Source organism: Pseudonocardia sp. EC080619-01 (assembly GCF_001420995.1).
In the GTDB taxonomy this organism is placed as follows: Bacteria; Actinomycetota; Actinomycetes; order Mycobacteriales; family Pseudonocardiaceae; genus Pseudonocardia.
On sequence record NZ_CP012184.1, the window covers coordinates 5,028,232 to 5,051,088 of the forward strand.

Annotated in this window: 17 protein-coding genes; 14 read left to right on the plus strand and 3 right to left on the minus strand. The window is 74.3% G+C overall.

The features are described 5' to 3' along the window. Window positions 1-106 precede the first annotated feature (106 nt). Together AD017_RS23685 and AD017_RS23690 are read left to right on the plus strand one after the other, a co-directional pair. Window positions 107-1,312, plus strand: a complete 1,206-nt coding sequence (locus AD017_RS23685; protein WP_010240733.1) for a M20 family metallopeptidase — start codon at window positions 107-109, stop codon at window positions 1,310-1,312. After that, on the plus strand, window positions 1,309-2,625 hold the full coding sequence (locus AD017_RS23690; RefSeq protein WP_060575602.1) for an MFS transporter: 1,317 nt from the start codon (window positions 1,309-1,311) through the stop codon (window positions 2,623-2,625). Before AD017_RS23685 ends, AD017_RS23690 begins: the two co-directional genes overlap by 4 nt. 11 nt (window positions 2,626-2,636) lie before the next feature. On the opposite strand, the gene AD017_RS23695 is transcribed toward AD017_RS23690, so the two are convergent. Beyond that, window positions 2,637-4,196 (minus strand): DUF6777 domain-containing protein, encoded by a 1,560-nt coding sequence (locus AD017_RS23695; RefSeq protein WP_060575603.1) that lies wholly within the window; start codon window positions 4,194-4,196, stop codon window positions 2,637-2,639. A gap of 216 nt (window positions 4,197-4,412) precedes the next feature. On the opposite strand from AD017_RS23695, the gene AD017_RS23700 reads away from it, so the two are divergent. Both AD017_RS23700 and AD017_RS23705 read left to right on the plus strand, forming a co-directional pair. Then, window positions 4,413-5,636 (plus strand): acyl-CoA dehydrogenase family protein, encoded by a 1,224-nt coding sequence (locus AD017_RS23700; RefSeq protein WP_029239922.1) that lies wholly within the window; start codon window positions 4,413-4,415, stop codon window positions 5,634-5,636. Further along, window positions 5,629-6,789 (plus strand): acyl-CoA dehydrogenase family protein, encoded by a 1,161-nt coding sequence (locus AD017_RS23705; protein WP_060575604.1) that lies wholly within the window; start codon window positions 5,629-5,631, stop codon window positions 6,787-6,789. Before AD017_RS23700 ends, AD017_RS23705 begins: the two co-directional genes overlap by 8 nt. Window positions 6,790-6,808: 19 nt before the next feature. On the opposite strand, the gene AD017_RS23710 is transcribed toward AD017_RS23705, so the two are convergent. Next, complete coding sequence (locus AD017_RS23710; protein ID WP_060575605.1) at window positions 6,809-8,272, minus strand: alkaline phosphatase; 1,464 nt, start codon at window positions 8,270-8,272, stop codon at window positions 6,809-6,811. Window positions 8,273-8,617: 345 nt separating this feature from the next. Here AD017_RS23710 and AD017_RS23715 point away from each other — a divergent pair, with 345 nt between their 5' ends. The 5 genes from AD017_RS23715 to AD017_RS23735 all read left to right on the plus strand — a co-directional run bounded on the left by AD017_RS23715 (window position 8,618) and on the right by AD017_RS23735 (window position 17,208). Then, the gene (locus AD017_RS23715; protein ID WP_082538290.1) at window positions 8,618-11,419 is read left to right on the plus strand and encodes a Pls/PosA family non-ribosomal peptide synthetase; all 2,802 of its coding nucleotides are present in this window, start codon (window positions 8,618-8,620) and stop codon (window positions 11,417-11,419) included. After that, the gene (locus tag AD017_RS23720; RefSeq protein ID WP_060575606.1) at window positions 11,416-12,390 is read left to right on the plus strand and encodes a TauD/TfdA family dioxygenase; all 975 of its coding nucleotides are present in this window, start codon (window positions 11,416-11,418) and stop codon (window positions 12,388-12,390) included. The genes AD017_RS23715 and AD017_RS23720 overlap by 4 nt, the downstream gene beginning before the upstream one ends. A gap of 77 nt (window positions 12,391-12,467) precedes the next feature. Continuing rightward, the gene (gene sbnA / locus AD017_RS23725) at window positions 12,468-13,511 is read left to right on the plus strand and encodes a 2,3-diaminopropionate biosynthesis protein SbnA (RefSeq protein ID WP_060575607.1); all 1,044 of its coding nucleotides are present in this window, start codon (window positions 12,468-12,470) and stop codon (window positions 13,509-13,511) included. A 476-nt stretch (window positions 13,512-13,987) separates the two neighbouring features. Further along, window positions 13,988-15,583, plus strand: a complete 1,596-nt coding sequence (locus AD017_RS23730) for a hypothetical protein (protein WP_060575608.1) — start codon at window positions 13,988-13,990, stop codon at window positions 15,581-15,583. Window positions 15,584-15,780: 197 nt separating this feature from the next. Beyond that, window positions 15,781-17,208 (plus strand): dicarboxylate/amino acid:cation symporter, encoded by a 1,428-nt coding sequence (locus tag AD017_RS23735; protein WP_010224635.1) that lies wholly within the window; start codon window positions 15,781-15,783, stop codon window positions 17,206-17,208. A gap of 73 nt (window positions 17,209-17,281) precedes the next feature. On the opposite strand, the gene AD017_RS23740 is transcribed toward AD017_RS23735, so the two are convergent. Next, window positions 17,282-18,178 carry an SAM-dependent methyltransferase gene (locus AD017_RS23740; RefSeq protein WP_060575609.1) on the minus strand — a complete coding sequence of 299 codons (897 nt, stop codon included), beginning with the start codon at window positions 18,176-18,178 and terminating at the stop codon, window positions 17,282-17,284. Between the two features lie 180 nt (window positions 18,179-18,358). Here AD017_RS23740 and AD017_RS23745 point away from each other — a divergent pair, with 180 nt between their 5' ends. The 5 genes from AD017_RS23745 (at window position 18,359) to AD017_RS23765 (ending at window position 22,855) form a co-directional block, all read left to right on the plus strand. Continuing rightward, window positions 18,359-18,973 carry a Pr6Pr family membrane protein gene (locus tag AD017_RS23745; protein ID WP_060575610.1) on the plus strand — a complete coding sequence of 205 codons (615 nt, stop codon included), beginning with the start codon at window positions 18,359-18,361 and terminating at the stop codon, window positions 18,971-18,973. A gap of 108 nt (window positions 18,974-19,081) precedes the next feature. Beyond that, entirely contained in the window at window positions 19,082-20,230 is a 1,149-nt protein-coding gene (locus AD017_RS23750) for an acetyl-CoA C-acyltransferase (RefSeq protein ID WP_060573763.1), read from the plus strand. Between the two features lie 43 nt (window positions 20,231-20,273). Beyond that, a complete protein-coding gene (locus AD017_RS23755) occupies window positions 20,274-21,035 on the plus strand; it encodes a 3-hydroxyacyl-CoA dehydrogenase (protein WP_010224644.1) in 762 nt (253 codons plus the stop codon). A gap of 28 nt (window positions 21,036-21,063) precedes the next feature. Continuing rightward, the gene (locus tag AD017_RS23760) at window positions 21,064-22,215 is read left to right on the plus strand and encodes an acyl-CoA dehydrogenase family protein (RefSeq protein ID WP_060575611.1); all 1,152 of its coding nucleotides are present in this window, start codon (window positions 21,064-21,066) and stop codon (window positions 22,213-22,215) included. 7 nt (window positions 22,216-22,222) lie between these two features. Continuing rightward, window positions 22,223-22,855, plus strand: coding sequence for a TetR/AcrR family transcriptional regulator (locus AD017_RS23765; protein ID WP_060575612.1), 633 nt, complete (start codon window positions 22,223-22,225; stop codon window positions 22,853-22,855). Window positions 22,856-22,857: the final 2 nt, after the last annotated feature.

Below are 22,857 nucleotides of genomic sequence, written 5' to 3' on the forward strand. Positions count from 1 at the left end.
CGAGATCGGATCCGTCGATGGTACGAGGCCGGACGAGCGCGCCCGCAGACTTCGCGGACCGGCGGCCGGGCGACGGGGCCAGGCCGCGAGGACACGAGGGGATCGCATGGATCTGTCCGACGACGCCCGATCGCTGCACCCGGACCTGGTGGCGCTGCGCCGCGCGCTGCACCGCGAGCCCGAGATCGGCCTGGAGCTGCCGCGCACCCGTGACCGGGTGCTCACCGCACTGCAGGGACTCCCGCTGGAGATCACCGAGGGGACGGCGACGACGTCGGTGACCGCCGTCCTGCGCGGCACCGCGACCCGTGACGGCGCCGGCCCGGTCGTGCTCCTGCGCGGCGACATGGACGGTCTGCCGGTCGCCGAGAACAGCGGCGAGGACTTCGCGGCCGGCACCGGCACCATGCACGCCTGCGGCCACGACCTGCACACCAGCGCCCTCGTGGGGGCCGCGCAGCTGCTCTGCGCGCACCGCGACCGGCTGGCGGGCGACGTCGTGTTCATGTTCCAGCCCGGCGAGGAGGGCTGGGACGGCGCCGGCCGGATGATCGACGAGGGCGTGCTCACCGCCGCAGGCCGCCGGGCCGACCACGCGTACGGGCTGCACGTCTTCGCGAACCGGCTGCCCGCGGGCGTCGTCACGACCCGGCCGGGGGTGTTCCTGTCCGCCTCGCACGGTCTCGACGTCACCGTGCACGGCGCCGGCGGGCACGGGTCCAACCCGCACACCGCGCGCGACCCGATCGCCGCCGCCGCGGAGATGATCACCTCGCTGCAGACGATGGTGACCCGGCGCTTCGACATGTTCGACCCGGTGGTGCTGACCGTCGGCGTCGTGCGGGCCGGAACCCGGCGCAACGTCATCCCGGAGACCGCGCGGTTCGAGGCGACCGTGCGCAGCTTCTCCGACGCGCACGCCCGGCTGCTCCCGCAGCTGGTCCGCGAGGTGTGCGACGGCGTCGCCGCCGCACACGGCGTCCGCGCCGAGGTCGGGTGGACCGACGAGTACCCGCGCACCGTCAACGACGCCGGCGAGGTCGGTTTCGCCGCGGAGGTCTGCGCCGGGCTGCTCGGCGAGGAGCGCTTCGCCATCGCCACCGACCCGGTGAGCGGGTCGGAGGACTTCTCCCGGGTCCTCGACGCGATCCCCGGTGCGTTCCTCGGGATGGGCGCCTGCCCGACCGGGACGGACCCGGCGGGCGCGCCGATGAACCACTCGCCGCTGGCCCGGTTCGACGACGCCGTGCTCGGCGACGCCGCCGCCCTGCACGCCTCGCTCGCCGCGGCCCGGCTGGGGGTGCCCGCATGAGCACCCGGGACTCCGAGCGCACCGACCGGCGTCGCACCATCCTCGGGATCGGTACCGGCAACGCCATGGAGTGGTTCGACTGGAACGTCTACGCGACGTTCTCGGCGTTCTTCGCCCCGCAGTTCTTCGCCGGTGACGATCCCGGCGCGGCGCTGCTCAAGACGCTCGCCGTGTTCGCCGTCGGCTTCGTCGCGCGGCCGTTCGGCGGGTGGGTGTTCGGCGCGATCGCCGACCGCCGCGGCCGGAAGCTGTCGATGGCGCTGTGCGTCGCGACCGCCGCCGTCGGCAGCCTGGTGATCGGCCTGACCCCGACCTACGCGACGATCGGGCTCGCCGCGCCGCTCGTGCTGCTGGTCGCCCGGCTGGCCCAGGGCCTCGCCCACGGCGGCGAGCTGCCCGCCGCGCAGACCTATCTGGCCGAGATGGCACCCCGGCAGCGGCGCGGCCTGTGGTCGAGCCTGATCTACGTCTCCGGCACGGTCGGGATCCTCGCCGGCACCGTGCTCGGGGCCGTGCTGGCCGGCACGCTCACGGCCGGGCAGATGGCGTCCTGGGGCTGGCGGGTGCCGTTCCTCCTCGGTGGCGTGTTCGGGCTGTACGCCCTGGTCATGCGCCTGCGGATGCGCGAGTCCGACACCTACGTGGAGGAGAGCTCCCGGGAGGCAGGCACCACCGGGGGACCGTCGTTGCTGCGCCGGGTGTTCTCCCGGCCGAAGGCGCTGGCCCGGGTGGTGTTCCTGACCAGCGGGATCACCGTCGTCTACTACGTCTGGTCGGTGGCCGCCCCGGCGTACGCGATCACCGCCCGTGGGGTGGCCCCGGCCGCGTCGTTGTGGGCGGGTGCCGCCGCGCTGACGATCTTCATGCTGCTGCTGCCCGCGTGGGGTGCTGCGTCGGACCGGTTCGGCCGCCGCCGCACCCTGCTCGTCCCCGGGGCGTTGCTGGTCGTCCTGCTGTTCCCGCTGGACGCGATGATCTCCGACGGCCCGACGCTGTTCGTCGCGATGACGGTCGCGCTCGTCCTGATCGGCGCGCCCTGCGCGATCGCCCCCGCGCTCTACGCCGAGCTCTTCCCGACCGGGATCCGGGCGGCCGGGCTCGGTGTGCCGTACTCGGTGTCGGTCGCGCTGTTCGGCGGGACGGCGCCGTACCTGCAGACGCTGTTCGCGGAGATCGGCAGGCCGGGCCTCTTCCTCGCCTACTCGGCCGGGTTGCTGGTGGTCTCCGGGGTGGCCGTGTACCTGCTGCCGGAGACGCGCGGCATCGACCTCGCCTCGGCCGGTGCGGAGGAACCGGCCGAGGCGACGCGCTGATTCCGTTCCGGTCAGTTCCCGGCGGTGCCGGTGCCGGTGGCCGACGACGGGGCCGGGGTGACCGTGTCCGACGACTCCGTGACCGGGTACTCCGCAGACGGGTAGCCGGTGGCCTCCGGGCCGGCGGTGACGGGAACGTCCGTGACGTCGGCGATGGGCGTCTCGACCGGCTGGACCGTGGACCCGTCGAGCACGAAGCCGCCGCCCGACCACGTCCAGGTCCAGGTCTGGCTGCCGGTCGGGCCGCCGGTCGCGGTGTCGGTCGCCTCGAAGACCCGGACACCGGTCGTCAGCGACCCGGTGCCCAGGGCGAACGACGACGCGTCGAACTCCGGGGTGCCGGTGCTGCCGGTCGGCGGGGCCGGGACGGGCAGCTCGGCGAGGACGGAGCCGGTGTCGTCGAGCAGCTGGACCGACTGCTGCGTGGCGTCGCCGGAACCGCACTCGAGGAGGACGGCGGTCTCGGCCCGGCCGTCGCCGTCGACGTCGCCGGTGGTGACGGCGGCCAGCTCGGCCGGGCTGCCGTCGGACGCGCTGCCGCGTCCGCCGGAGAGCGTCACGGTCCCGCACGGGACGGTGTAGGTGCCGTCGGCCGGGTCGAACGGGGCGGGGCTCCCGGTACCGGCCTCGGTCCCGGTACCGGCCTCGGTCCCGGTGTCGGTGCCGGCGTCGGTCGCGGTGTCGGTGCCGGAGGTGCCCGGGGTGCCCGGGGCGGGAGAGGTGCCGTTCCCGGCGGGCGGGGTGGAGCCGGAGCCACCCGGGGCGTGGACGGCGGCGTCGCCGTCACGGTCGCCGTGCGAGGTCGCGGGCCGCGAGAACGGACGGTGCCGCCACGGGTCGACCAGCGTGTAGTTCCGGATCTCGACGCTGCTGGTCAGCACGACCGACACGTTCGTCTCCGAGAACGACACCCAGGTCGGTCCGGTGTAGACGGCGCCGTAGAACGTCGGTGCGGCCGACAGCGGGTTGCCGCACGAGCAGCGCACCACCGGCACGCCCCACCGGTCGACGAACACGGCGGTGCCGGCCTGCAGCACCGACGGGAACGGGGTCGCGACGCCGTTCACGTAGCCGTGGTTGGTGACCAGGGTGTCGGCCCGCAGCACGACCGGGGTGAGGCCTGCGACGTAGCCGTCGATCTGGGAGGTGCCCAGGCCGAGCGCCCCCGCCCAGGCGGTGGCCTTGCCCGGGTTGTCCCGCAGGTACCCGGTGAGCGACGCGGCGTCGCAGGTGCCGTCGCTGCGGGTCCCGCCGTAGAGGCCCGCGGTGTCACCGGCGACGCTCCCGCCGGAACCGGCCGGGGCGACCACCCCGGTGGCGTCGGCACCGACGGCGGGCATGAACGGGTTGGCGCCCGCGGTGCCCACCGGCTCCCGCACGACCTGGGCGTAGGCCGGACCGGCCAGGGAGACGAACAGGGCGCCGGCGACGGTCAGCGCCAGCGCGGCGGCGACGACCAGGACGGCCCAGGTCGGGACGCCGCGGCGGCGCGGCCCGGCGGCGGGGTACGGGTGGTGGAACAGGGCGGGTCCCGGGTGGGGACGGTGCTGCGGCGGCATCGGTCGGGTCATGTCCGGCTCTCTCTGCGGCGAGGGTGGGTCGGGCGGTCGGGCGGTCGGGCGGTCGTCACCGCGGCCGGACCAGGCGGGTGCACCGGTCGGGCGCCCGGGGTGTCGCAGGCGGAGTAACGGCCGTTAGCCCCGTTAGTCGAAATTGGGGACCGGGGCCGATGACCTAGATTCGTGAGCGACCGCAACGACGCCGTCCAGCCAGTCCTCGGAGGTGCGATGAGTTCCCCGCCCACGACCGACACCGACACCGACACCGAACGGGTCGCCGACGCCACCCGTGCCGTCGTCGCCGCACACGATCCGCGCACCGCACCCCGAGCGGAGCTGTTCGGGGCCCTCTACGACGCCGGCCTGGCCTGGGTGCACCACCCGGAGGGGCTCGGTGGTCTCGGCCTGTCCCGCGGACTGCAGGCGGTGGTCGACGGGATCGTCACCGACGCGGGCGGCCCGCGGATGTTCGCCGTCAACCCGATCGGCTACGGGATGGGCGCGCCCACCGTCGTCGAGTACGCACCGGACCGCGAGCAGGCCGCCGCGTGGCTCCGGCCGATGGCCACCTGCGAGGAGATCTGGTGCCAGCTGTTCAGCGAGCCGGGCGCCGGGTCCGACGTCGCCGGGCTCGCGACCTCCGCCGTCCGTGACGGCGACGAGTGGGTGCTCAACGGGCAGAAGGTGTGGACCACGCTCGCGCACGTGGCGCGGTGGGGGATGGTCGTCGCCCGTACCGACCCGGACCGCCCGAAGCACCGCGGCCTGACCTACTTCGTGATCGACATGGAGCAGCCGGGCGTGGAGGTGCGCCCGCTGCGGCAGATGACCGGGCAGGCCGAGTTCAACGAGGTCTACCTGCACGACGCCCGGGTCCCGGACGCGCACCGGCTCGGCGAGGTCGGCGCCGGCTGGCGGGTCGCGATCACGACCCTGATGAACGAGCGCACCGCGATCGGCGGGGTCACCGGCAGGCGGGGCAGCGGCGTGATCGCCGAGGCGCTCGGGCTCTGGGCCGAGCACCCCGACCGGCACACCCCGGTGCTGCGCGACCGGCTGGCCCGGCTCTGGACCCGCGCCGAGGCGCACCGGCTGACGCTGGCCCGGGCCCGGCGCACCGCCACCGCGGGGCAGCCCGGCCCCGAGGGGTCGGTGTCCAAGCTGGTCGGGGCCGAGCTGAACCAGGAGGTCTACGAGTTCTGCATGGACCTGCTCGGCCCGGACGCCCTGCTCTACGACGACTGGACGATGCACCGCGCGGACGGCGGCGGCCGGGTGCACGCCGATCCCGGCTCCACCCTGCAGCAGCGGTTCCTGCGCTCGCGCGCGAACACCATCGAGGGCGGGACCTCGGAGGTCATGCGCAACATCCTCGGCGAGCGGGTCCTCGGCCTGCCCGGCGAGCCGCGGTCGGACTCCGACCGCCCGTGGAAGGAGGTCCCCCGTGGCTGAGCCGCAGGAGTTCGACGTCACCGACGAGCAGCAGGAGCTGCGGGCCGGCCTGCGCCGGTTCGCCGAGCGGGCACACGACGAGACGGTGCTGCGCGCGCTGATCGACACCGGCGAGGGCTACGACCGTGCCCTGTGGGCCCGGCTCGGCGGGGAGCTGGGGGCACTCGCCCTCGCCGTCCCCGAGGAGCTCGGCGGGGCCGGCGGCACCTGCGTCGACCAGGCGGTCGCGGCCGAGGAGCTCGGCGCGGCGCTGGTCACCGGACCGCTGCTGGGCACCGTCGGGCTGGCCGTCCCGGCCCTGGTCGCCGCGCCGGCGTCGGCGGCACGGGACGCGCTGCTGCCCGAGCTGGCCGAGGGCACCCGGACCGCCGCCCTGGTCGCGCCCCTGACGGTGCCCTACGACGCCGCGACCGCGGCCGCCGTCTCCGCCGACGACGGGCGGCTCACCGGCACCGTCGACCACGTGCCGGACGCGGCTGCCGCCGACGTCCTGCTCGTCGCCGCGGCCGGGCCCGACGGCCCGGTGCTGGCCGCCGTCGACCAGGGCACCGCCGGGGTGACGGTCACGCCCCGCGGCTCGCTCGACCTCACCCGCCGGATCGCCCGGGTCGACCTCGACGGGGCGCCGGCCACGGTGCTCGCCACCGGCGACGACGCCGACCGCGCCCTGCGGCACGCGTTCCGCACCGCCGGGGCACTGCTCGCCGCCGAACAGACCGGCATCGCGCAGCGGCTGCTCGACCTCACCGTCGGCTACGCGAAGGAACGGCTCCAGTTCGGCCGTCCGATCGGGTCCTTCCAGGCGGTGAAGCACCGGTGCGCGGACATGCTCGTCGGCGTCGAGCACGCCCGCACCACCGCACTGCACGCGGCCTGGTCCGTCGCGTCCGGTGTGGACGACCCCGATCTCGCGGTGTCGATCGCCCAGGCCACCTGCTCGGAGGTCTGCTACCGGGTCGCCGCGGACACCGTGCAGCTGCACGGCGGGATCGGGTTCACCTGGGAGCACCCGGCGCACCTGTACTACAAGCGCGCCGTCGCCGACGCGGCCCTGCTCGGGTCCGCCGAGGCGCACCGGGAGCGGATCGCCGCCGCGGTGCTCGACGCCCTGGACGCCGGCGCGGTGCCCGCTCCGAAGGTCGCCACCGGCTGAGGGCCGCCGGGGCCCGGGCTCACAGCGCGTGCAGCCCGGGTTCCCGGTCCGGCACCACGAACGACGCCGCCGTGCCGACCGGGGCGTCCCGCTCCGACACCCTCTCCACGGTCCGGAAGTCGGCGCGCAGCTGCTGCGGCTCGAACCGGGCGAGGACGTAGCCGCGCCGGTCGACGCGGAAACGCAGGTGCGGGTCGTCCCCGCCGTCGCCGTCGTCCTCGCCGCCACCGTCCCCGTCGTCCCCGCCGTCACTGCCGTCGCCGCCGGAGGTCACCGAGGTGGTGACCAGCTCGGTCCCGACGACGGGGCCGTCCGGCTCGTCGGGGTCGGCGGGCAGCTCGTTGGCGTGGTGCACGTGCTCGTCCCCGGTGAGGACGACGGCGTTGCGCACCCCGGCGTCCACCCACCCCTGCTGGATGCGCCCCCGGGACTCCGGGTGCTCGTCCCACGTCTGGCGCTTGCCGCCGCCGGAGCGGGGCGCGAAGAAGACCTGCTGGCCCAGCACGTCCCAGCCCGCGGTGGAGGCGCGGAAGCCGTCGAGCAGCCAGCGCTCCTGTTCCGCGCCGGTGATGGAACCGCCCTTCATCCGGTACTGCCGGGTGTCGAGCATGTGGAAGGTCGCGAGCGAGCCCCACCCGATGCGGCGGTACAGCTGCAGGTCCGGCCCGCGCGGCACCGACGCCCGGCGCAGCGGCATGTGCTCCCAGTACGCGCGGAACGCCGCGGCCCTGCGGTCGGGGGAGACGCTCCCGTCGCCACCCGCCCAGTTGTTGACGACCTCGTGGTCGTCCCACACGACGACCCAGGGCGCGACGGCGTGCGCGGCCAGCAGGTCGGGATCGGACTTCTGGTGGGCGTGGGTCCGCCGGTAGCCGGCGAGATCGGTCGGTTCCGGGCCGCCGGTCTCCCGGACGTCGCCGTCGTCGGCCTCGTAGAAGTAGTCGCCGAGGTGCAGGACGAGGTCGGGCTCGTCGGCGGCGAGCGCCCGGTAGGCGGTGAAGTACCCGGCCCCGAACTTCGCGCAGGACGCCGTCGCGACCGTGAGGGCCGGTACGGCCGCGTCCGGCGCCGGCGCGGTCCGGGTGCGCGCGGCGGGAGACAGGTGCGTCCCGGTGCGGAACCGGTAGAAGTACTCCCGCCCCGGGGCGAGGCCGCCCGGCTCGGCGTGGACGGTGTGCGCCTCCTGCGCCGTCGCGGTCTCGGTGCCGCGCCGGACGACCCGGGTGAAGCCCTCGTCCTCGGCCAGCTCCCACTCGACGTCGACCGCCCGGTCCGGCATCCCGCCGCGGCCGTCCTCGGCGTCGGGCCGGGGCGCGAGCCGGGTCCAGAGGACCACCCCGTCCGGCGCCGGGTCGCCGGACGCGACGCCGAGGGTGAACGGGTCGGGGAGCGCGGGTGCGCGCGGCACGACACCGGGGAGTGCGCCGGACAGCGCACCGCCGAGCGCGCCGAGCAGCACCGTTCGGCGTGGTAGCCGGGGCACGGGGTCTCCTTCCGTCGCGTCGACCCATGATCCGTGCCCGGGTGCCGGGGGCCCGCGCGCACGCGCCGCACGGGGCGACCTCGGTCGGATGAACAAGTGTGAACCAGATCACATTACGGGCGAAGCCGAACCGTCTGCGTGGCCGGCGGCGAACGGTAGGGCACGGATCGCGCGACGGGGTGTCGCGACAGGGTGTCGCGGCATCCGGCACCACCCTCGCGCCCGGCCGGCGTCCGTCTCCGATGGTCGTCGATGTCGGGTAAATGCGATGAGGGGTAACACAGAGGAAACCTGCGACGAATTCGACCGGCAGAGACGGGTTCCGCTCGGGGGGAGGTACCGGGGATGCCGATTCGGCAGGCCGCGGAACGGATCATCGTTTCCCGTCCGGGGACGGATCCGGAACAGGACGTCGAGAACGAGATCTGCGCCCTCATCGGTGAGATGACCGGTTTCCCGGTGGCGCCGACCGATCATTTCTTCGCCGACGCCGGAGCGGACTCCATGCTGCTCGCCCGCTTCTGTGCGCGGGTCCGCGGACGGCCGGGGATGCCGCACGTGTCGATGACCGACGTCTACACGCACCCGACGGCCCGAGGGCTCGCGACGGCCCTGGCCGGGGCGGGGCGGGCAGGCGGGCCGGACGCGGCGGGCGTCGTGCAGGAGGGCTACCGGGCGATCCTCGCCGACCTGCTGAAGGCGGAGGTGCGGGTGGACGCGGACGTGTTCACCGACCTCGGCGCGGACTCGATGACGATGACCCGGTTCTGCGCCCGGGTGCGGCACCGCGACGACCTGCCCGACGTGTCGATGACCGACGTCTACGCGCACCCGACCCCGGCCGGTCTGGCCGCTGCGCTCGCCCGGGAGGGCGCCGGCCCCGAACCGCCCACGACGGCGGTGCGGCCCGATCCGGCACCGCCCGTCTCGTCCGTGGCCTACGTGCTGTGCGGCGCCGCCCAGCTCCTGACCTTCGTGCTCTTCACCGTGGCCTACGGGACGGTGCTCGGCACGGCCTACCTGTGGATCGCGCAGGGGGCCGGGCTCGTGGACTTCTACCTCCGCTCGCTGGTCGCCGTCTCGCTCGCCTTCGCGGTGTTCGCGGTGCTGCCGATCGTCGCCAAGTGGCTGCTCGTCGGCCGGTGGACCGAGCGGGAGATCCGGTTGTGGAGCGCAGGCTACTTCCGGTTCTGGCTGGCCAGGTCGCTGGTCCGCACCAACCCGCTGCTCCTGGTCGCCGCGGGTTCGCCCTTGCTGCCGCTCTACCTGCGGCTGCTGGGTGCCCGGATCGGCCCGGGGGTCGTGATGCTGTCCCGGTTCGTGCCGGCCTGTCCCGACCTGCTGACCATCGGTGCGGGCACCGTGCTCCGCAAGGACTCGGTGCTCACCTGCTACCGCGCCGAACCGGGGATCATCCGGACGGGCCGCGTCGTGCTCGGTGCCGACGTGGTCGTCGGCGAGGCCGCCGTCGTCGACATCGGCAGCGAGATCGGCGACGGCGGCAGGCTCGCCCACTCGTCGTCGCTCCACACCGGCCAGCGGATCCCGGCGGGCGAGACCTGGTGGGGCACTCCGGGACGGCAGGGTGGTGGCGACCCGGGCGGTCCGGCGACGACGCCGAGCGGGTCGCTGCGCCGCGGCGCCTACGCGGCCGGTCAGCTGCTGACGCTGTTACTGGTCTGGCTGCCGCTGAGCACCGGGGTCGTCGACGCGGCGCTGCTGCGCATCCCGACGTTCGACACGGTCCTCGGGGTGGCGACGGTCCCGCACGACACGCTGCTGTTCTACCTGGAGGTGCTCGCGCTGTCGGGGGTCCTGATGCTCGTCGGCATCGTCGCCGGCCTCGTCAGCGCGACGGTGCTCGCCCGGCTGCTCACGGCCGGCACCGTCGAGGGGCGGATCCACCGGCTCTACGGGTTCCGCTACACCCTGCACCGGATGGTGATCCGGACGACCAACATCAGGTTCTTCACGTACCTGCTGGGCGACAGTTCCTACATCGTCGGGTATCTGCGGCTGATCGGTCACGACCTCCGGCTGCGACCCCAGACGGGAACCAATTTCGGAACGGCGGTCAAGCACGAGACCCCGTTCGCGAGTTCGATCGGGACCGGGACGATGGTCGCCGACGGCCTGTCCATCGTCAATGCGGACTATTCGTCGACCGCATTCGTGGTCTCGCGCACCCGGCTGGGCGCGAACAGCTTCCTCGGCAACAGGATCGTCTATCCCGCCGGCGCCCGGGTGGGCGACGACTGCCTCATCGCGACCAAGACCCTCGTCCCGACGGACGGGCCGGTCCGCAGCGGCGTCGGCCTGCTCGGCTCACCGCCCTTCGAGATCCCGCGCACGGTGCGCCGGGACTCCGCGTTCGGTCACCTGGAGAGCGGGCTCGACCTGCACGAGCGGCTGCGCCGCAAGAACCGCTACAACCGGCGCACCATCGGCGTCGCCCTGCTGTTCCGCTGGGGCGGCCTGTTCGGGATCACCTTGCTGACGTTGCTGCTCGCCGACGTCCTCGTGCCGCCCGGGCCGGTCGCGGTCGGCATCCTGATGGTCGTCTCGCTGCTGTTCACGATGGTCTACACCGTCGCGGTCGAGCGGCTGGCGACCGTGTTCCACCCGCTGCATCCCCGTTTCTGCTCGGTCTACGACCCGTACTTCTGGTGGCACGAGCGCTACTGGAAGCTCGTGGTCCAGGGCTGGGACCGGATGCTCGCCGGTACCCCGTTCAAGAACGTCGTGTCCCGCGCCCTCGGCGTCCGCATCGGCCGGCGGGTGTTCGACGACGGGTGCGCCCTGACGGAGCGGACCCTGGTCACGATCGGCGACGAGGCGGTGCTCAACGCCGGATCCGTCATCCAGTGCCACTCCCAGGAGGACGGCACCTTCAAGTCGGAGCGCATCACCGTCGGCAACGGCGCCTGCCTCGACGTCGGAGCCTTCCTGCACTACGGCTCCGTCGTCGGCGACGGGGCCCGGATCGGCTGCGACGCCTTCCTGATGAAGGGCGAGGAGGTGCCGGCCGGGGACGTCTGGGAGGGCAACCCGGCCCGCGCCGCCCGTCCCACCCGCCACGCACCCGCTCCCGGACCCGCACCGCTCCCCGCAGGACCGAACCACCACCACATGGGGGGAGAACGATGACCGGATCACTGCTGGGGGTGCGACTGCACCCCGGACCCCCGCCCGTCCTGGCCTCCGGCTCCGCGGGCGACGCGAGCGACTGGTGCGAACGGAACGGCGACGCACTGGGCGACCTCGTCGACGAACACGGCGCCGTCGTGGTCCGGGGCCTCGGCCTGCGGACGGTCGCCGACGTCGCCGGCGTCGCCGCCCGGCTCGGCGGCGCCGCCTACACCGAGCGCGAGGCCGTCGCCGCCCGCACCCTGCTCGCCGACGGTGTCCACTCGTCCACGCCGTGGCCCGCGCGGCAGCCCATGTGCCCGCACCACGAGCTGTCCTACGTGCTCGAGACGCCGGCCACGCTGATGTTCGCCTGCCTGCGGGCACCGGCGTCGGGTGGCGCGACCCCGCTGGTCGACACCGCACGGGTCGTCGACGAGCTGCCGGGCGCGCTGGTCGACCGGATCCAGCGCGACGGCTGGCTGCTCGTCCGCAACTACGGCGACCAGATCGGGGCGTCCTGGACGCAGGCGTTCGGCACCACCGACCGGGACGAGGTCGAGCGCTACTGCCGGGCGAACGCGATCGCGACCGAGTGGACGACGGGCGGCGGTCTGCGCACCCGGCAGCGCCGGCACGGCGTGCTGGTCCACCCGGCCACCGGGGAGCGCGTCTTCTTCAACCAGATCGCGTTCCTGTCGGAGTACGCCATGGACCCGGAGGTGCGCGAGTTCCTCGTCGAGCTGCACGGTCCGGACGGGCTGCCGTTCACGACCCGGTTCGGCGACGGCTCACCCGTCCCGCCCGACGTCGTCGACGTGATCAACGACGCCCACGAGCGGCACACGGTGCGCGAGCCCTGGCAGGACGGCGACCTGCTCGTCGTCGACAACCTCCGGGTCGCGCACGGCCGCGATCCCTACACCGGCGTGCGGGACGTCGTGGTCGCGATGGCCGACGGCGTCACCGTCCCCGCCCGGGACGACCGGTGACGCGTGTCGTGGCCGCGACGTCGCCCACGACCCGAGCCGGCACCGCCGAGCGGCACACCCCCTGAGAGAGGTCGACGATGACCGTCATCTCCGCCCCCGAACAGTTCAACACCGACGACCTGTACGTCGACCTGGCCGGATCGCTGGGTCGCTCCCTTTACCTGAAGTGCGAGGGATTCAACTTCGCGGGCTCGGTCAAGCTCAAGGCCGCGCTCGGCATGGTGACCGCGGCCGAGCGCTCCGGGCGGCTGACCCCGTGGTCGGTGCTGGTCGAGTCGTCGTCGGGGAACCTCGGCGTCGCCCTCGCCATGATCGCGGCCAGCCGCGGCTACCGCTTCGTGTGCGTCACCGACCCGCGGTGCAACCCGGCGACCCACCGGATCATGGAGGCGCTGGGTGCCGAGGTCCGTGTGGTCGACCTCCCGGATGCCGCCGGTGGCTACCTCGCCACGAGGCTCTCGCTCGTCCGGTCCATGGTGGAGTCCGACGACCGGTACGTCTGGCTGGACCAGTACGCGAACCCGGAGAACTGGGGCTCGCACCTCACCAGCACCGGCCCCCAGATCGAGTCGGCGTTCCCCGGGATCGACGTGCTGTTCGTCGGCGCCGGCACGACGGGGACGCTCATGGGCTGCGCCCGGTACTTCCGTTCCCGGCCCGGCCGCGTGCGGGTGGTCGCGGTCGACGCCGTCGGGTCGATCACCTTCGGGGACCGGCCCGCGCCGCGGATGATCCCCGGCCTGGGCACGAGCGTCCGGCCCCCGCTGCTCGACGAGGCCTACGTGGACGACGTGGTCCACGTGGCGGAACCGGACACCCTGGAGATCTGCCACCGGCTGGCGCGGCGCGGGTTCCTGTTCGGCGGGTCGACCGGGACCGTCGTGGCCGGGGCGCTGGCCTGGCTGTCGCGGCACGGTGACGAGAGCGTGACCGCCGTCGCGCTGGCCCCTGACCTGGGGGAGCGCTACCTCGACACCGTCTACCGGACGTCCTGGCTGCGGGAACACTTCGGTGAGCGGATCTCCGCCGGTGCCGGGAGCGCGCAGCCGCAGCCGGCCTGGGCGGGCACCGGTGCCGGGCCGGGCGCGCTCGACGGGGCGATGCCGATGGGGACGTTCTGATGGCACGCACCGTGCGTGCGCCCGGGGTGCCGGTGGGACCGACGCCCGGGGCGACGCCGGATCCTCCCCGGGACCCCGCGCAGCGTCCGTCGCCGGAGCGGTCGCCGGACCCGTCGGCCGGTGCTGCCGGAGCCGGGCCCGACCGGTCCGACGCGCCGGTCGCGGGCGCGGGGAGCCTGCCGCGGCCCGGTGCGGTGGCCGGGTCCGGAGCCGTTCCGCGGTCCGGCCCCGTCCCGCGACCGTCCCCGGCCCGCCGGCCGTCCCCGGTCCCGCGGGGGGCCACCGGTCCGGCGGACGGGGGGACGGGTCGAGCGCCCGCGGTGCCGGCGCAGGCCGGGCCCCCAGGCCCGGAGCCCGGTGACCTCCCCCGTCCGCCGGTTCCGCGTCGTGGGCTGCGGTCCCCGATGCAGGTCCCGAGACCACCGGACAGTGCCGGTCCGGACGGCTCGGTACCGGACGGCCCAGGTCTGCACGGCGTGCAGGCCCCCGCGGACGTCGCCGCGACCCCGGGGAGCGTTCCGCGGAACGCCACGGCGAACGGCACCGCGAACGGCACCGCGAAGGGCACCGCGAACGGCACCGCGAACGGCACCGCGAACGTTCCGCGGAACGCGCCGGCGGCGGGCGGTGCGGTGGACGTTCCGCGGAACGCGACGGTGGCGGACGATGCGGTGAACGTTCCGCGGAACGCGCCGGCGGCGGACGACGCGGTGGACGTTCCGCGGAACGCGCTGGTGAAGGACCCGGGGAGCGGCCACGGGGACCGCGCCGTCGACGGGGCCGCGAACGGCGCGGTGAACGGTTCCGCCCCACTCCTCGCCGTCGCGCCCGGCCGGGTCGCGGCCGGTCCGGGGGTCCGCGTCCCGGTGGGGCGCGGGAACGGCCCGCTGCGTGAGGCCGGAGCCGTCCTGGCCCGCCGGCGTGGCCGGGTCGTCCTGCTCGGAGTGCTCGCCGCGGGCACCGCCGCCGTGCTGGCCGTGCTCGTCCCGCCCCCCACCGTGGCGACGGCGACGCTCCAGGTCGCGACGGTGGGGTCGGCCGATCCTGCCGCGGCCACCGCCCGCGCGCTCGGCGCCGCGGCGACGACCGCGTTCACCGACCGCGTCGCCGAGCCCGCGGGGGCCGTGCCGGAGGTCACCTCGCCGGCGCCCGGGACGATCGAGGTCCGCGCCACCGGTCCCGACGCGGCGGCCGCCACCGCCGCCGTCGACGGGGCCGTCACCGCACTGACGGAGCAGGTCGCCGCCGTCGACGCGGCCGTCGACGCGGCGGGCACCGGCCCGGTCCGCGCCGAGCTCGACCGGCGCGCCGCGGCGGCGGCGTCCGACAGCGGCGGCACCGCGCCCGATCCCGTCGCGGACCAGCTCGGCCGGGTGCTGGCGGACCGCACGGGGCAGGCGACCGTCGTCGTCCCCGGGGCGGCCGCGGTCGCCGGGCCCGCGGTCCCGCTCGGCTGGTGGGTCACCGGGGCCGTGCTGCTCGGCGGGCTGGCCGTGCCGGTCCTGGTCGGCGTGGGCGTCCCCGCGGTCCGGCGGGGCAGGCGTCTGCTGCCGGAGGCAGACCCGGCCGCGGCACTGCGCGACCGGATCGACCCGCCGGTGCTCGCGCCGGGCCGGGCACCCGGGGCGGTGCCGGTGCTGGCCGACGCCTACCGCCGGTGGCTGAGCGGGTTCCCACAGGTCACCGTCGTGCAGCTCACCGCGGAGCCGGCCTGCGACATCGCCGGCGAGCTGGTGAAGGCCGCGACGCTGGTGGGGGACCGGCGGGTGTACACCGATCTCACGCCGGGGGCGCCGGCCGGTGATCCCGGGGCGGGGGTGCCGGTCGTCCGGGCGCTGCGGTCCCCGCGGCTCCGCCAGGAGGACCTGCGTGCGCTGCGCGACGGCGGGCCGACGGTGCTCGCGGTGCAGACCGCCGGGACGCGGGCGTCCGACGTGGAGCTCGCGGTCGCCGCCCTGCGTGCGGTCGGTGCCCCACCGGTGCTCTGCCTGGTGTGGCCCGGCCGGTTGCCGCGGGACCCGGCGCGGGTACCGCTGCCGCGCGACGCCAGGACCCGATCGGTCCCCGTCTGACCGTCACGCGCGTGACGGGGGGTACACCGTGCCCGGGAAGGAAGCGGGCACACCGGGCGTTGTGGGACCACGTGCGGGGACGTGGACTGGTGATGGTGCGCAGACGGGTGATCGACCTGTGCCGGCGCATGGTGTCGGGCTGTCCGGCGTGACCCGGCCCCGGCAACCGTCACCACCGCACCCGAAGGATCCCCATCGTGTCACTCGTCGTCCGTGCGGCCCGCGCCTGGCGCAGGCCCCGCGTGTTCGCCGTCCTCACCCTCGCCGGTCTCGTACTCGGCGCCCTGCTCGGGCTGACCGCCCGGCTCACCGGGGCCGACTGGCTGGCCTCCACACTGGACACCGTCGGTAGCCTGTTCACCGGGCTGCTGCAGTTCACCGTCGTGCCGCTGGTCTTCCTCGCGGTCGTCGTCGGCATCGTCAGCCTGCGCGACCTCGGCGGTGGCCGGACGGCCGCCCGGCTCGGCGGCCGCACCGTCGCCTGGTTCGCCGGCACCTCGTTGATCGCCGTCCTGATCGGTCTGGCCATCGGCATCGTCGGCCGCCCGGGCGCGGGGATCTCGGTCGCCGCGGACCCCGAGGCCGTCCAGGAGGTCGGGGAGAAGACGGTCGGGTCGTGGCAGGCCCTGCTCACGGGGATCATCCCGGCGAACCCGGTCGCCGCGTTCGCCGAGGACAACGTCCTGCAGGTGGTCCTCGCCGCGCTGCTGGTCGGCGCAGCGGCCTACGCGCTGGGTGAGAAGGCCGAGCCGTTCGTCGCGTTCTCCCGGTCCGCGTTCGAGATCGTCCTGACGATCATCGGATGGATCATCGTGCTCGCACCGGTCGGCGTGCTCGGCCTGATCGGCAACGCGTTCGCCACCTACGGCAGCGGCTTCGTCGGCTCGCTGCTCGGCCTGATCGTCACGGTCTACCTGGGCTGCGCGATCGTCCTGTTCGGGGTGTACCCGCTGCTGCTGCGCGTCGTCGCCGGCATCGGCCCGCGCCGCTTCTTCTCGGTGACCTGGCCGGTGCTGCAGTTCGCGTTCGTGTCGCGCTCCTCGGGCGCGTCGCTGCCCCAGTCCCGGCAGGCCGCGATCGACCTGGGCGTCGACCGGAACTACGCCGGCTTCGCCGTGCCGCTCGCCACGACGACCAAGATGGACGGGTGCGCCGCCGTCTACCCGGCCCTCGCGACGATCTTCATCGCGCACATCTCCGGGATCGAGCTGGCCGTGTGGCAGTACCTGGTGATCGTGGCCGTCGCGGTGTTCGGTGCGCTGGCCACCGCCGGGACGACCGGCTGGTTCACGATGCTGACCCTGACGCTCGCCGCCGTCGGCCTCCCGCCCGAGGTCATCGCCGCCGGGATCGCGGTCGTCATCGGCATCGACCCGATCCTCGACATGATGCGGACGGCGACCAACGTGGCCGGGCAGATCACCGTCCCGACGGTCGTCGCGGCCCAGGAGGGCATCCTCGGCCGGGACGACGCGGCGGCCGACGCCGGTGGCGGGGTCCCGGACGCCGGTGACGAGGCGTCGGAGTCCCGGGACGGGACCCCGGCGACCGGCGACGGGCAGCAGGCGACCGGGGACGACGACCGGACCGGCGCCCCCGCTCGCGCCGGGAGCGCCGGGGCCTGAACCCCGGCCCCGAGCCGCCTCAGCGCTCGGTGTCGACGGTCGCGCCTCAGCGCTCCGTGTCGATGGTCGCGCCTCAGTGCTCCGCGTCGACGATCGCGGCGTGGGTGACCATGCCCGCGGCCGGGCCGGACGGCACCCGGCCCAGCTCGGCGCCGAGGTCGCCGATCCCGCGGCCGCGGGCCCGCCAGCCGTGCCCGCGCAGGACGTCCACGGCGGCCGGTCGCCGGCGGGTGTCCCAGAGCTCGGCCAGGTCGCACCCGGTCGCGGCCCCGAGCTCGCGCACCGCCGACGAGTGCATCCACCCGTCGGCGGCGGCCTGGTCGAGGGTCTCGACGGCGATCCGGCTACCCGGGGCCGACAGTTCGGTGACGCGGGCGAACAGGTCCGCCTCGGCGTCCGGCGGCAGGTAGGGCAGCAGGCCCTCCACCAGCCACGCCGTCGGTGCCGCCGGGTCGAACCCGGAGTCGCGCAGCGCGGTGGGCCAGTCGTCCCGCAGGTCGCACGCGACCGGGCGGTACCGGCCGTGAGGCACGGCCCCGGCCGCGTCGAGGACGTGCTGCTTGAACGACAGCACCTCCGCCTGGTCGATCTCGTGCACGGTGACGCCCGACGGCCAGGGCAGCCGGTACGCCCGGGCGTCCAGCCCGGCCGCCGGGACGACGACCTGGCGGATCCCGGCGCCTGCGGCGGCGAGCATCAGGTCGTCGAGCACCCGGGTGCGGATCGCCATCATGTCGACGAGCGCGTCCCAGGCGGGCCCGCCCGCGGACGTCAGGGGCGCCGCGGGCTCGGCGGCCCGCACGAATCCCGCGGCGAACCGGTCGGTGGCCAGTGCGCCGGGACGCTCGGCCTCCTCGGCGCGGGCCGCGGCGACGGCGAGCGCGGTGAGCCCGACGCTGCGGGTCACGCCCCAGCCGCCGGCGACCGTGTTGCCCCCGGCGGGGACGTTGCCGTGCTCGGTGGTGGACAACGGACCTCCTCCTCGTGAGGGATGCTCACCATCCACGTTGCACGACGGAACGATCAGGTGCGAGCGGCGGGCGGCACCGGATGGCGTGGATCACCCCGCGGATCGTGCCGCCCGGCCCGCGGGGCGCTCGCCCGAACCGGGAGCCGGGAACGGCGGCCCGTCCCGTGGAGTTGAGCGGGGGTGACCCCGGAACCCGCCCCCGGCCGTCGTGACGCACTCGTCGTGCCGGTGCGCGCCGCGATCGTGCTCTGCGTGCTCGCCGCGCTCGTACTGGTCGAGCTGACCTCGCGCAGCGGCGTGACGTGGCGGCTGACGACCTTCACCTACCAGGTCAACGTCCTCGCGGCGGCGTTCTACGCCTGGATGCTGGTCGCGCCCCGGGCACGGCGTGCCACCGGACTGCGGGCCGCGGTCGTGGTGTACCTGCTGGTCGCGGGAGTCGTCTGGCTGCTGTTCCTCACCGGCCGCAGCATGGGCTGGACGCCGGCCAACGTGCTGCTGCACGTCGTCGTCCCGCTCCTCGCGCTGATGGACTGGACGCTGGTCCGGCGGGCCGGGCCGCCGGTCCCGTGGTGGCGCCCGCTGGTCTGGCTCCTGTTCCCCGCCGCCTACCTCGCGCTCGCCCTCCTCGTGCTGAACGGGACGGGCCGGCGGGCGCCGTACTACTTCCTGGATCCCGACGCCGTCGGTGCGGGTGGGCTGGCCTGGAACATCGTCCGGCTCGCCGCCGGGTTCCTCCTGCTCGGCTGGGCCGTGCTCGGACTGGGCCGGCTGGCGGACCGGATCCGGGCGTGACGCGGCTCGCACGACCGCCAGGCAGTCAGTCCTGACTGTTTCCTGCTACCGTCGCCGACGAGAACGGCGCCCGGTGGCGCCGGAACCCGTCGCGAAGGAGCGTGGGACGTGCGAGACGCAGTCATCGTCGAAGCGGTGCGCAGCCCGGTCGGCAAGCGCAAGGGCGGTCTGGCCGGGGTGCACCCGACCGATCTGTCGGCCCACGTGCTGCGGAGCGTGGCGGAGCGGTCGGGTGTCGACCCGGCTGAGATCGAGGACGTGATCTGGGGCTGCGTGTCGCAGTCCGGTGAGCAGACCCTGGACATCGCCCGCAACGCGGCGCTGGCGGCCGGGTTCCCGGAGTCGGTGACGGGTGTGACGGTCGACCGGCAGTGCGGGTCGAGCCAGCAGTCGGTGCACTTCGCGGCGGCGGGCCTGATCGCCGGGCAGTACGACGTGGTCGTCGCCGGTGGTGTGGAGTCGATGACCCGGGTGCCGATGTTCTCGTCGAGCCAGGGCGAGGACCCGCTCGGTGCGGACTTCGCGGCGCGGTACGGCACCGCCCCGAACCAGGGTGTGGGCGCGGAGATGATCGCCGAGAAGTGGGGCTTCTCGCGGCAGCAGCTCGACGAGTTCGCGCTGCAGTCGCACGCGCGTGCCGCCGAGGCGCAGGACGCGGGCCGGTTCGACGGCCAGATCGCGCCGCTGGCCGGGGTCGCCGCGGACGAGGGTGTGCGGCGGGGCGGGACGCTCGAGGGTCTCGCGCAGCTGAAGACGGTGTTCAAGGAGGCCGGCCAGGGTGGGGTGATCCATGCGGGGAACTCGTCGCAGATCTCCGACGGGTCGGCGGCGTTGCTGATGACGACCTCGGAGAAGGCTGCGGAGCTGGGGTTGCGTCCGGTGGCGCGGGTGCACACCGCGGTGCTGGCGGGTGCGGATCCGGTGATCATGTTGACGGCGCCGATCCCGGCGACGGAGAAGGCGCTGGCGAAGTCGGGGCTGGGTCTGTCGGACATCGGGGCGTTCGAGGTGAACGAGGCGTTCGCGCCGGTGCCGCTGGCGTGGCTGGCCGACATCGGTGGGGACGACGCGGGTGTGGCGCAGCGGTTGAACCCGAACGGTGGGGCGATCGCGCTGGGGCATCCGCTGGGTGGTTCGGGTGCGCGGATCATGACGACGCTGGTGCACCACATGCGGGACAACGGCATCCGTTACGGCCTGCAGACCATGTGCGAGGGCGGCGGGCAGGCGAACGCCACCATCCTCGAACTCCTCTGATCCCTACCTTCACACGTTCCCCACGGAAAGGACCGCTACAGACATGGACATCAACGGTTCCGTCGCCGTCGTCACCGGTGGGGCCTCCGGCCTCGGCCTGGCCACCACCGAGAAGCTCGTCGAGCAGGGCGGCAAGGTCGTGATCATCGACCTGCCGTCGTCGCAGGGCGAGGCCGTCGCCGACAAGCTCGGTGACGCGGTGCGCTTCGTGCCGGCCGACGTCACCGACGAGGCCCAGGTCGGTGCCGCGCTCGACGCCGCCGAGGAGCTCGGCACGGTGCGCATCGCCGTGAACTGCGCGGGCATCGGCAACGCCGCCAAGACCTACGGCAAGAAGGGCGCCTTCCCGCTGGACGGGTTCACGAAGGTGATCAACGTGAACCTGATCGGCACGTTCAACGTGATCCGGCTGGCTGCGGAGCGGATCGCGACGGCCGAGCCGGTCGACGGGGACCGCGGCGTGGTGATCAACACGGCGTCGGTGGCGGCGTTCGAGGGTCAGATCGGGCAGGCGGCGTACTCGGCGTCGAAGGGTGGCATCGTCGGGATGACGCTGCCGATCGCGCGTGACCTGGCCGACCTGGGGATCCGGGTGTGCACGATCGCGCCGGGGCTGTTCGAGACCCCGCTGCTCGGGGCGCTGCCCGAGGACGTGAAGGCGTCGCTGGGCAAGCAGGTGCCGCACCCGTCGCGGCTGGGGCAGCCCGCGGAGTACGCGAAGCTGGCCGCGCACATCGTCGAGAACCCGATGCTCAACGGCGAGACGATCCGCCTCGACGGCGCGATCCGGATGCAGCCGCGGTAGCGGGCCCGGCGCGAGGAGGAGACGTCCGATGCGGCGCACACTGTACGAGTCCGACCACGAGGACTTCCGGTCCGCCTTCCGGGCCTTCGTGGAGAAGGAGATCGTGCCGCACGAGGAGCAGTGGGAGCGCGACGGCATCGTCGCGCGCGAGCTGTTCACCACGGCCGGCGCGAACGGTTTCCTGGGCATCGACGTGCCCGAGTCCTACGGCGGGGGAGGCGTGCCGGACTTCCGGTTCAACGCCGTCATCGCCGAGGAGCTCATGCGGTCCGGGGCCGCGGCGTCCGGGCTGGGCCTGACCCTGCACAACGACATCGTGCTGCCCTACCTGCTCGCCTACTGCACCGAGGAGCAGAAGCAGCGCTGGCTCCCCGGCGTTGTGGACGGGACCCTGATCCTCGGCATCGCGATGACCGAGCCGGGCATCGGCTCGGACCTCGCCTCGATGTCGACGACGGCGGTCCGCGAGGGTGACCACTACGTCGTCAACGGGTCCAAGACGTTCATCACGAACGGCATCAACGCCGACCTGGTGGTCGTGGCGGTGAAGACCGACCCGTCGCAGAAGCACAAGGGCATGAGCCTGCTGGTGCTCGAGCGCGGGATGGAGGGGTTCGAGCGCGGCCGGAACCTGGACAAGCTGGGCCAGCACGCGCAGGACACCGCCGAGCTGTCGTTCACCGACGTCCGGGTCCCGGTGGGGAACCTGCTCGGGCCCGACGAGGGCCAGGGCTTCACCCAGCTCGTCACCAACCTGCCCCAGGAACGGCTGTCGATCGCGGTCGCGGGCGTCGCCGCGGCCCGCACCGCCCTGACGCAGTCCCTGGAGTACGTGAAGGAGCGCAAGGCGTTCGGCTCGCCGATCGGCTCGTTCCAGAACTCGAAGTTCGTGCTGGCCGAGCTGGACACCGAGATCGACATCGCCGAGCACTACGTCGACGACTGCGTGCGCGCCCTCAACGCGGGCGAGCTGACCGCGGTCGACGCGTCGAAGGCGAAGTACTGGTGCACCGAGCTGCAGGGCCGGGTCGTCGACAAGTGCCTGCAGCTGCACGGCGGCTACGGCTACATGAGCGAGTACCCGATCTCCACGGCGTACGCCGACGCCCGGATCACCCGGATCTACGGCGGCACGACCGAGATCATGAAGGAGGTCATCGGCCGGGGTCTGGGACTCTAGTCCGATCATGACCACCGAGCGGACACACGGCACGAGGACCCGGGCGCAGCGGTCGGAGGACAGCCGCGCCCGGATCCTCGACGCCGCCGTCGCCTGCCTGATCGACGGCGGCTACTCCGGCGCGACGACGCTGACCATCCAGTCCGCGGCCGACGTGTCCCGCGGCCGGCTGCTGCACCACTTCCCCTCGCGGGACCGGCTGCTCGTCGCCGCGGCCCAGCACCTCGCCGTCAAACGGGTCGCCGACACCGAGGAACGCGTGCGGCGGGTCGTCGAGGAGAACCCGCCCGCCGACGCCTTCGACCGGGCCGACCGGGTCATCGAGCTGCTCTGGGAGAGCTTCTCCGAGCCGCACTTCTGGGCCTCGATCGAGCTCTGGACGGCGGCCCGGGCGAACGGCGAGATCGCCGACGCGCTGCGGCCGGAGGAGCGGCGCCTCGGCGCGGCCATCCGGGCGTCGATGGCCCGCATGTTCGGTGACGAGCTGGCGTCGCGCCCGCGCTTCAAGCAGGTGCGGGACCTGCTGCTGACCTCCATGCGGGGTGCGGCCATGACCTACACCTTCGATCCGCGCGACCCGCGGGACGACTCGATGCTCGCGCAGTGGAAGGACCTGGTCCGGGCCCTGCTGGCCGGGTGAGC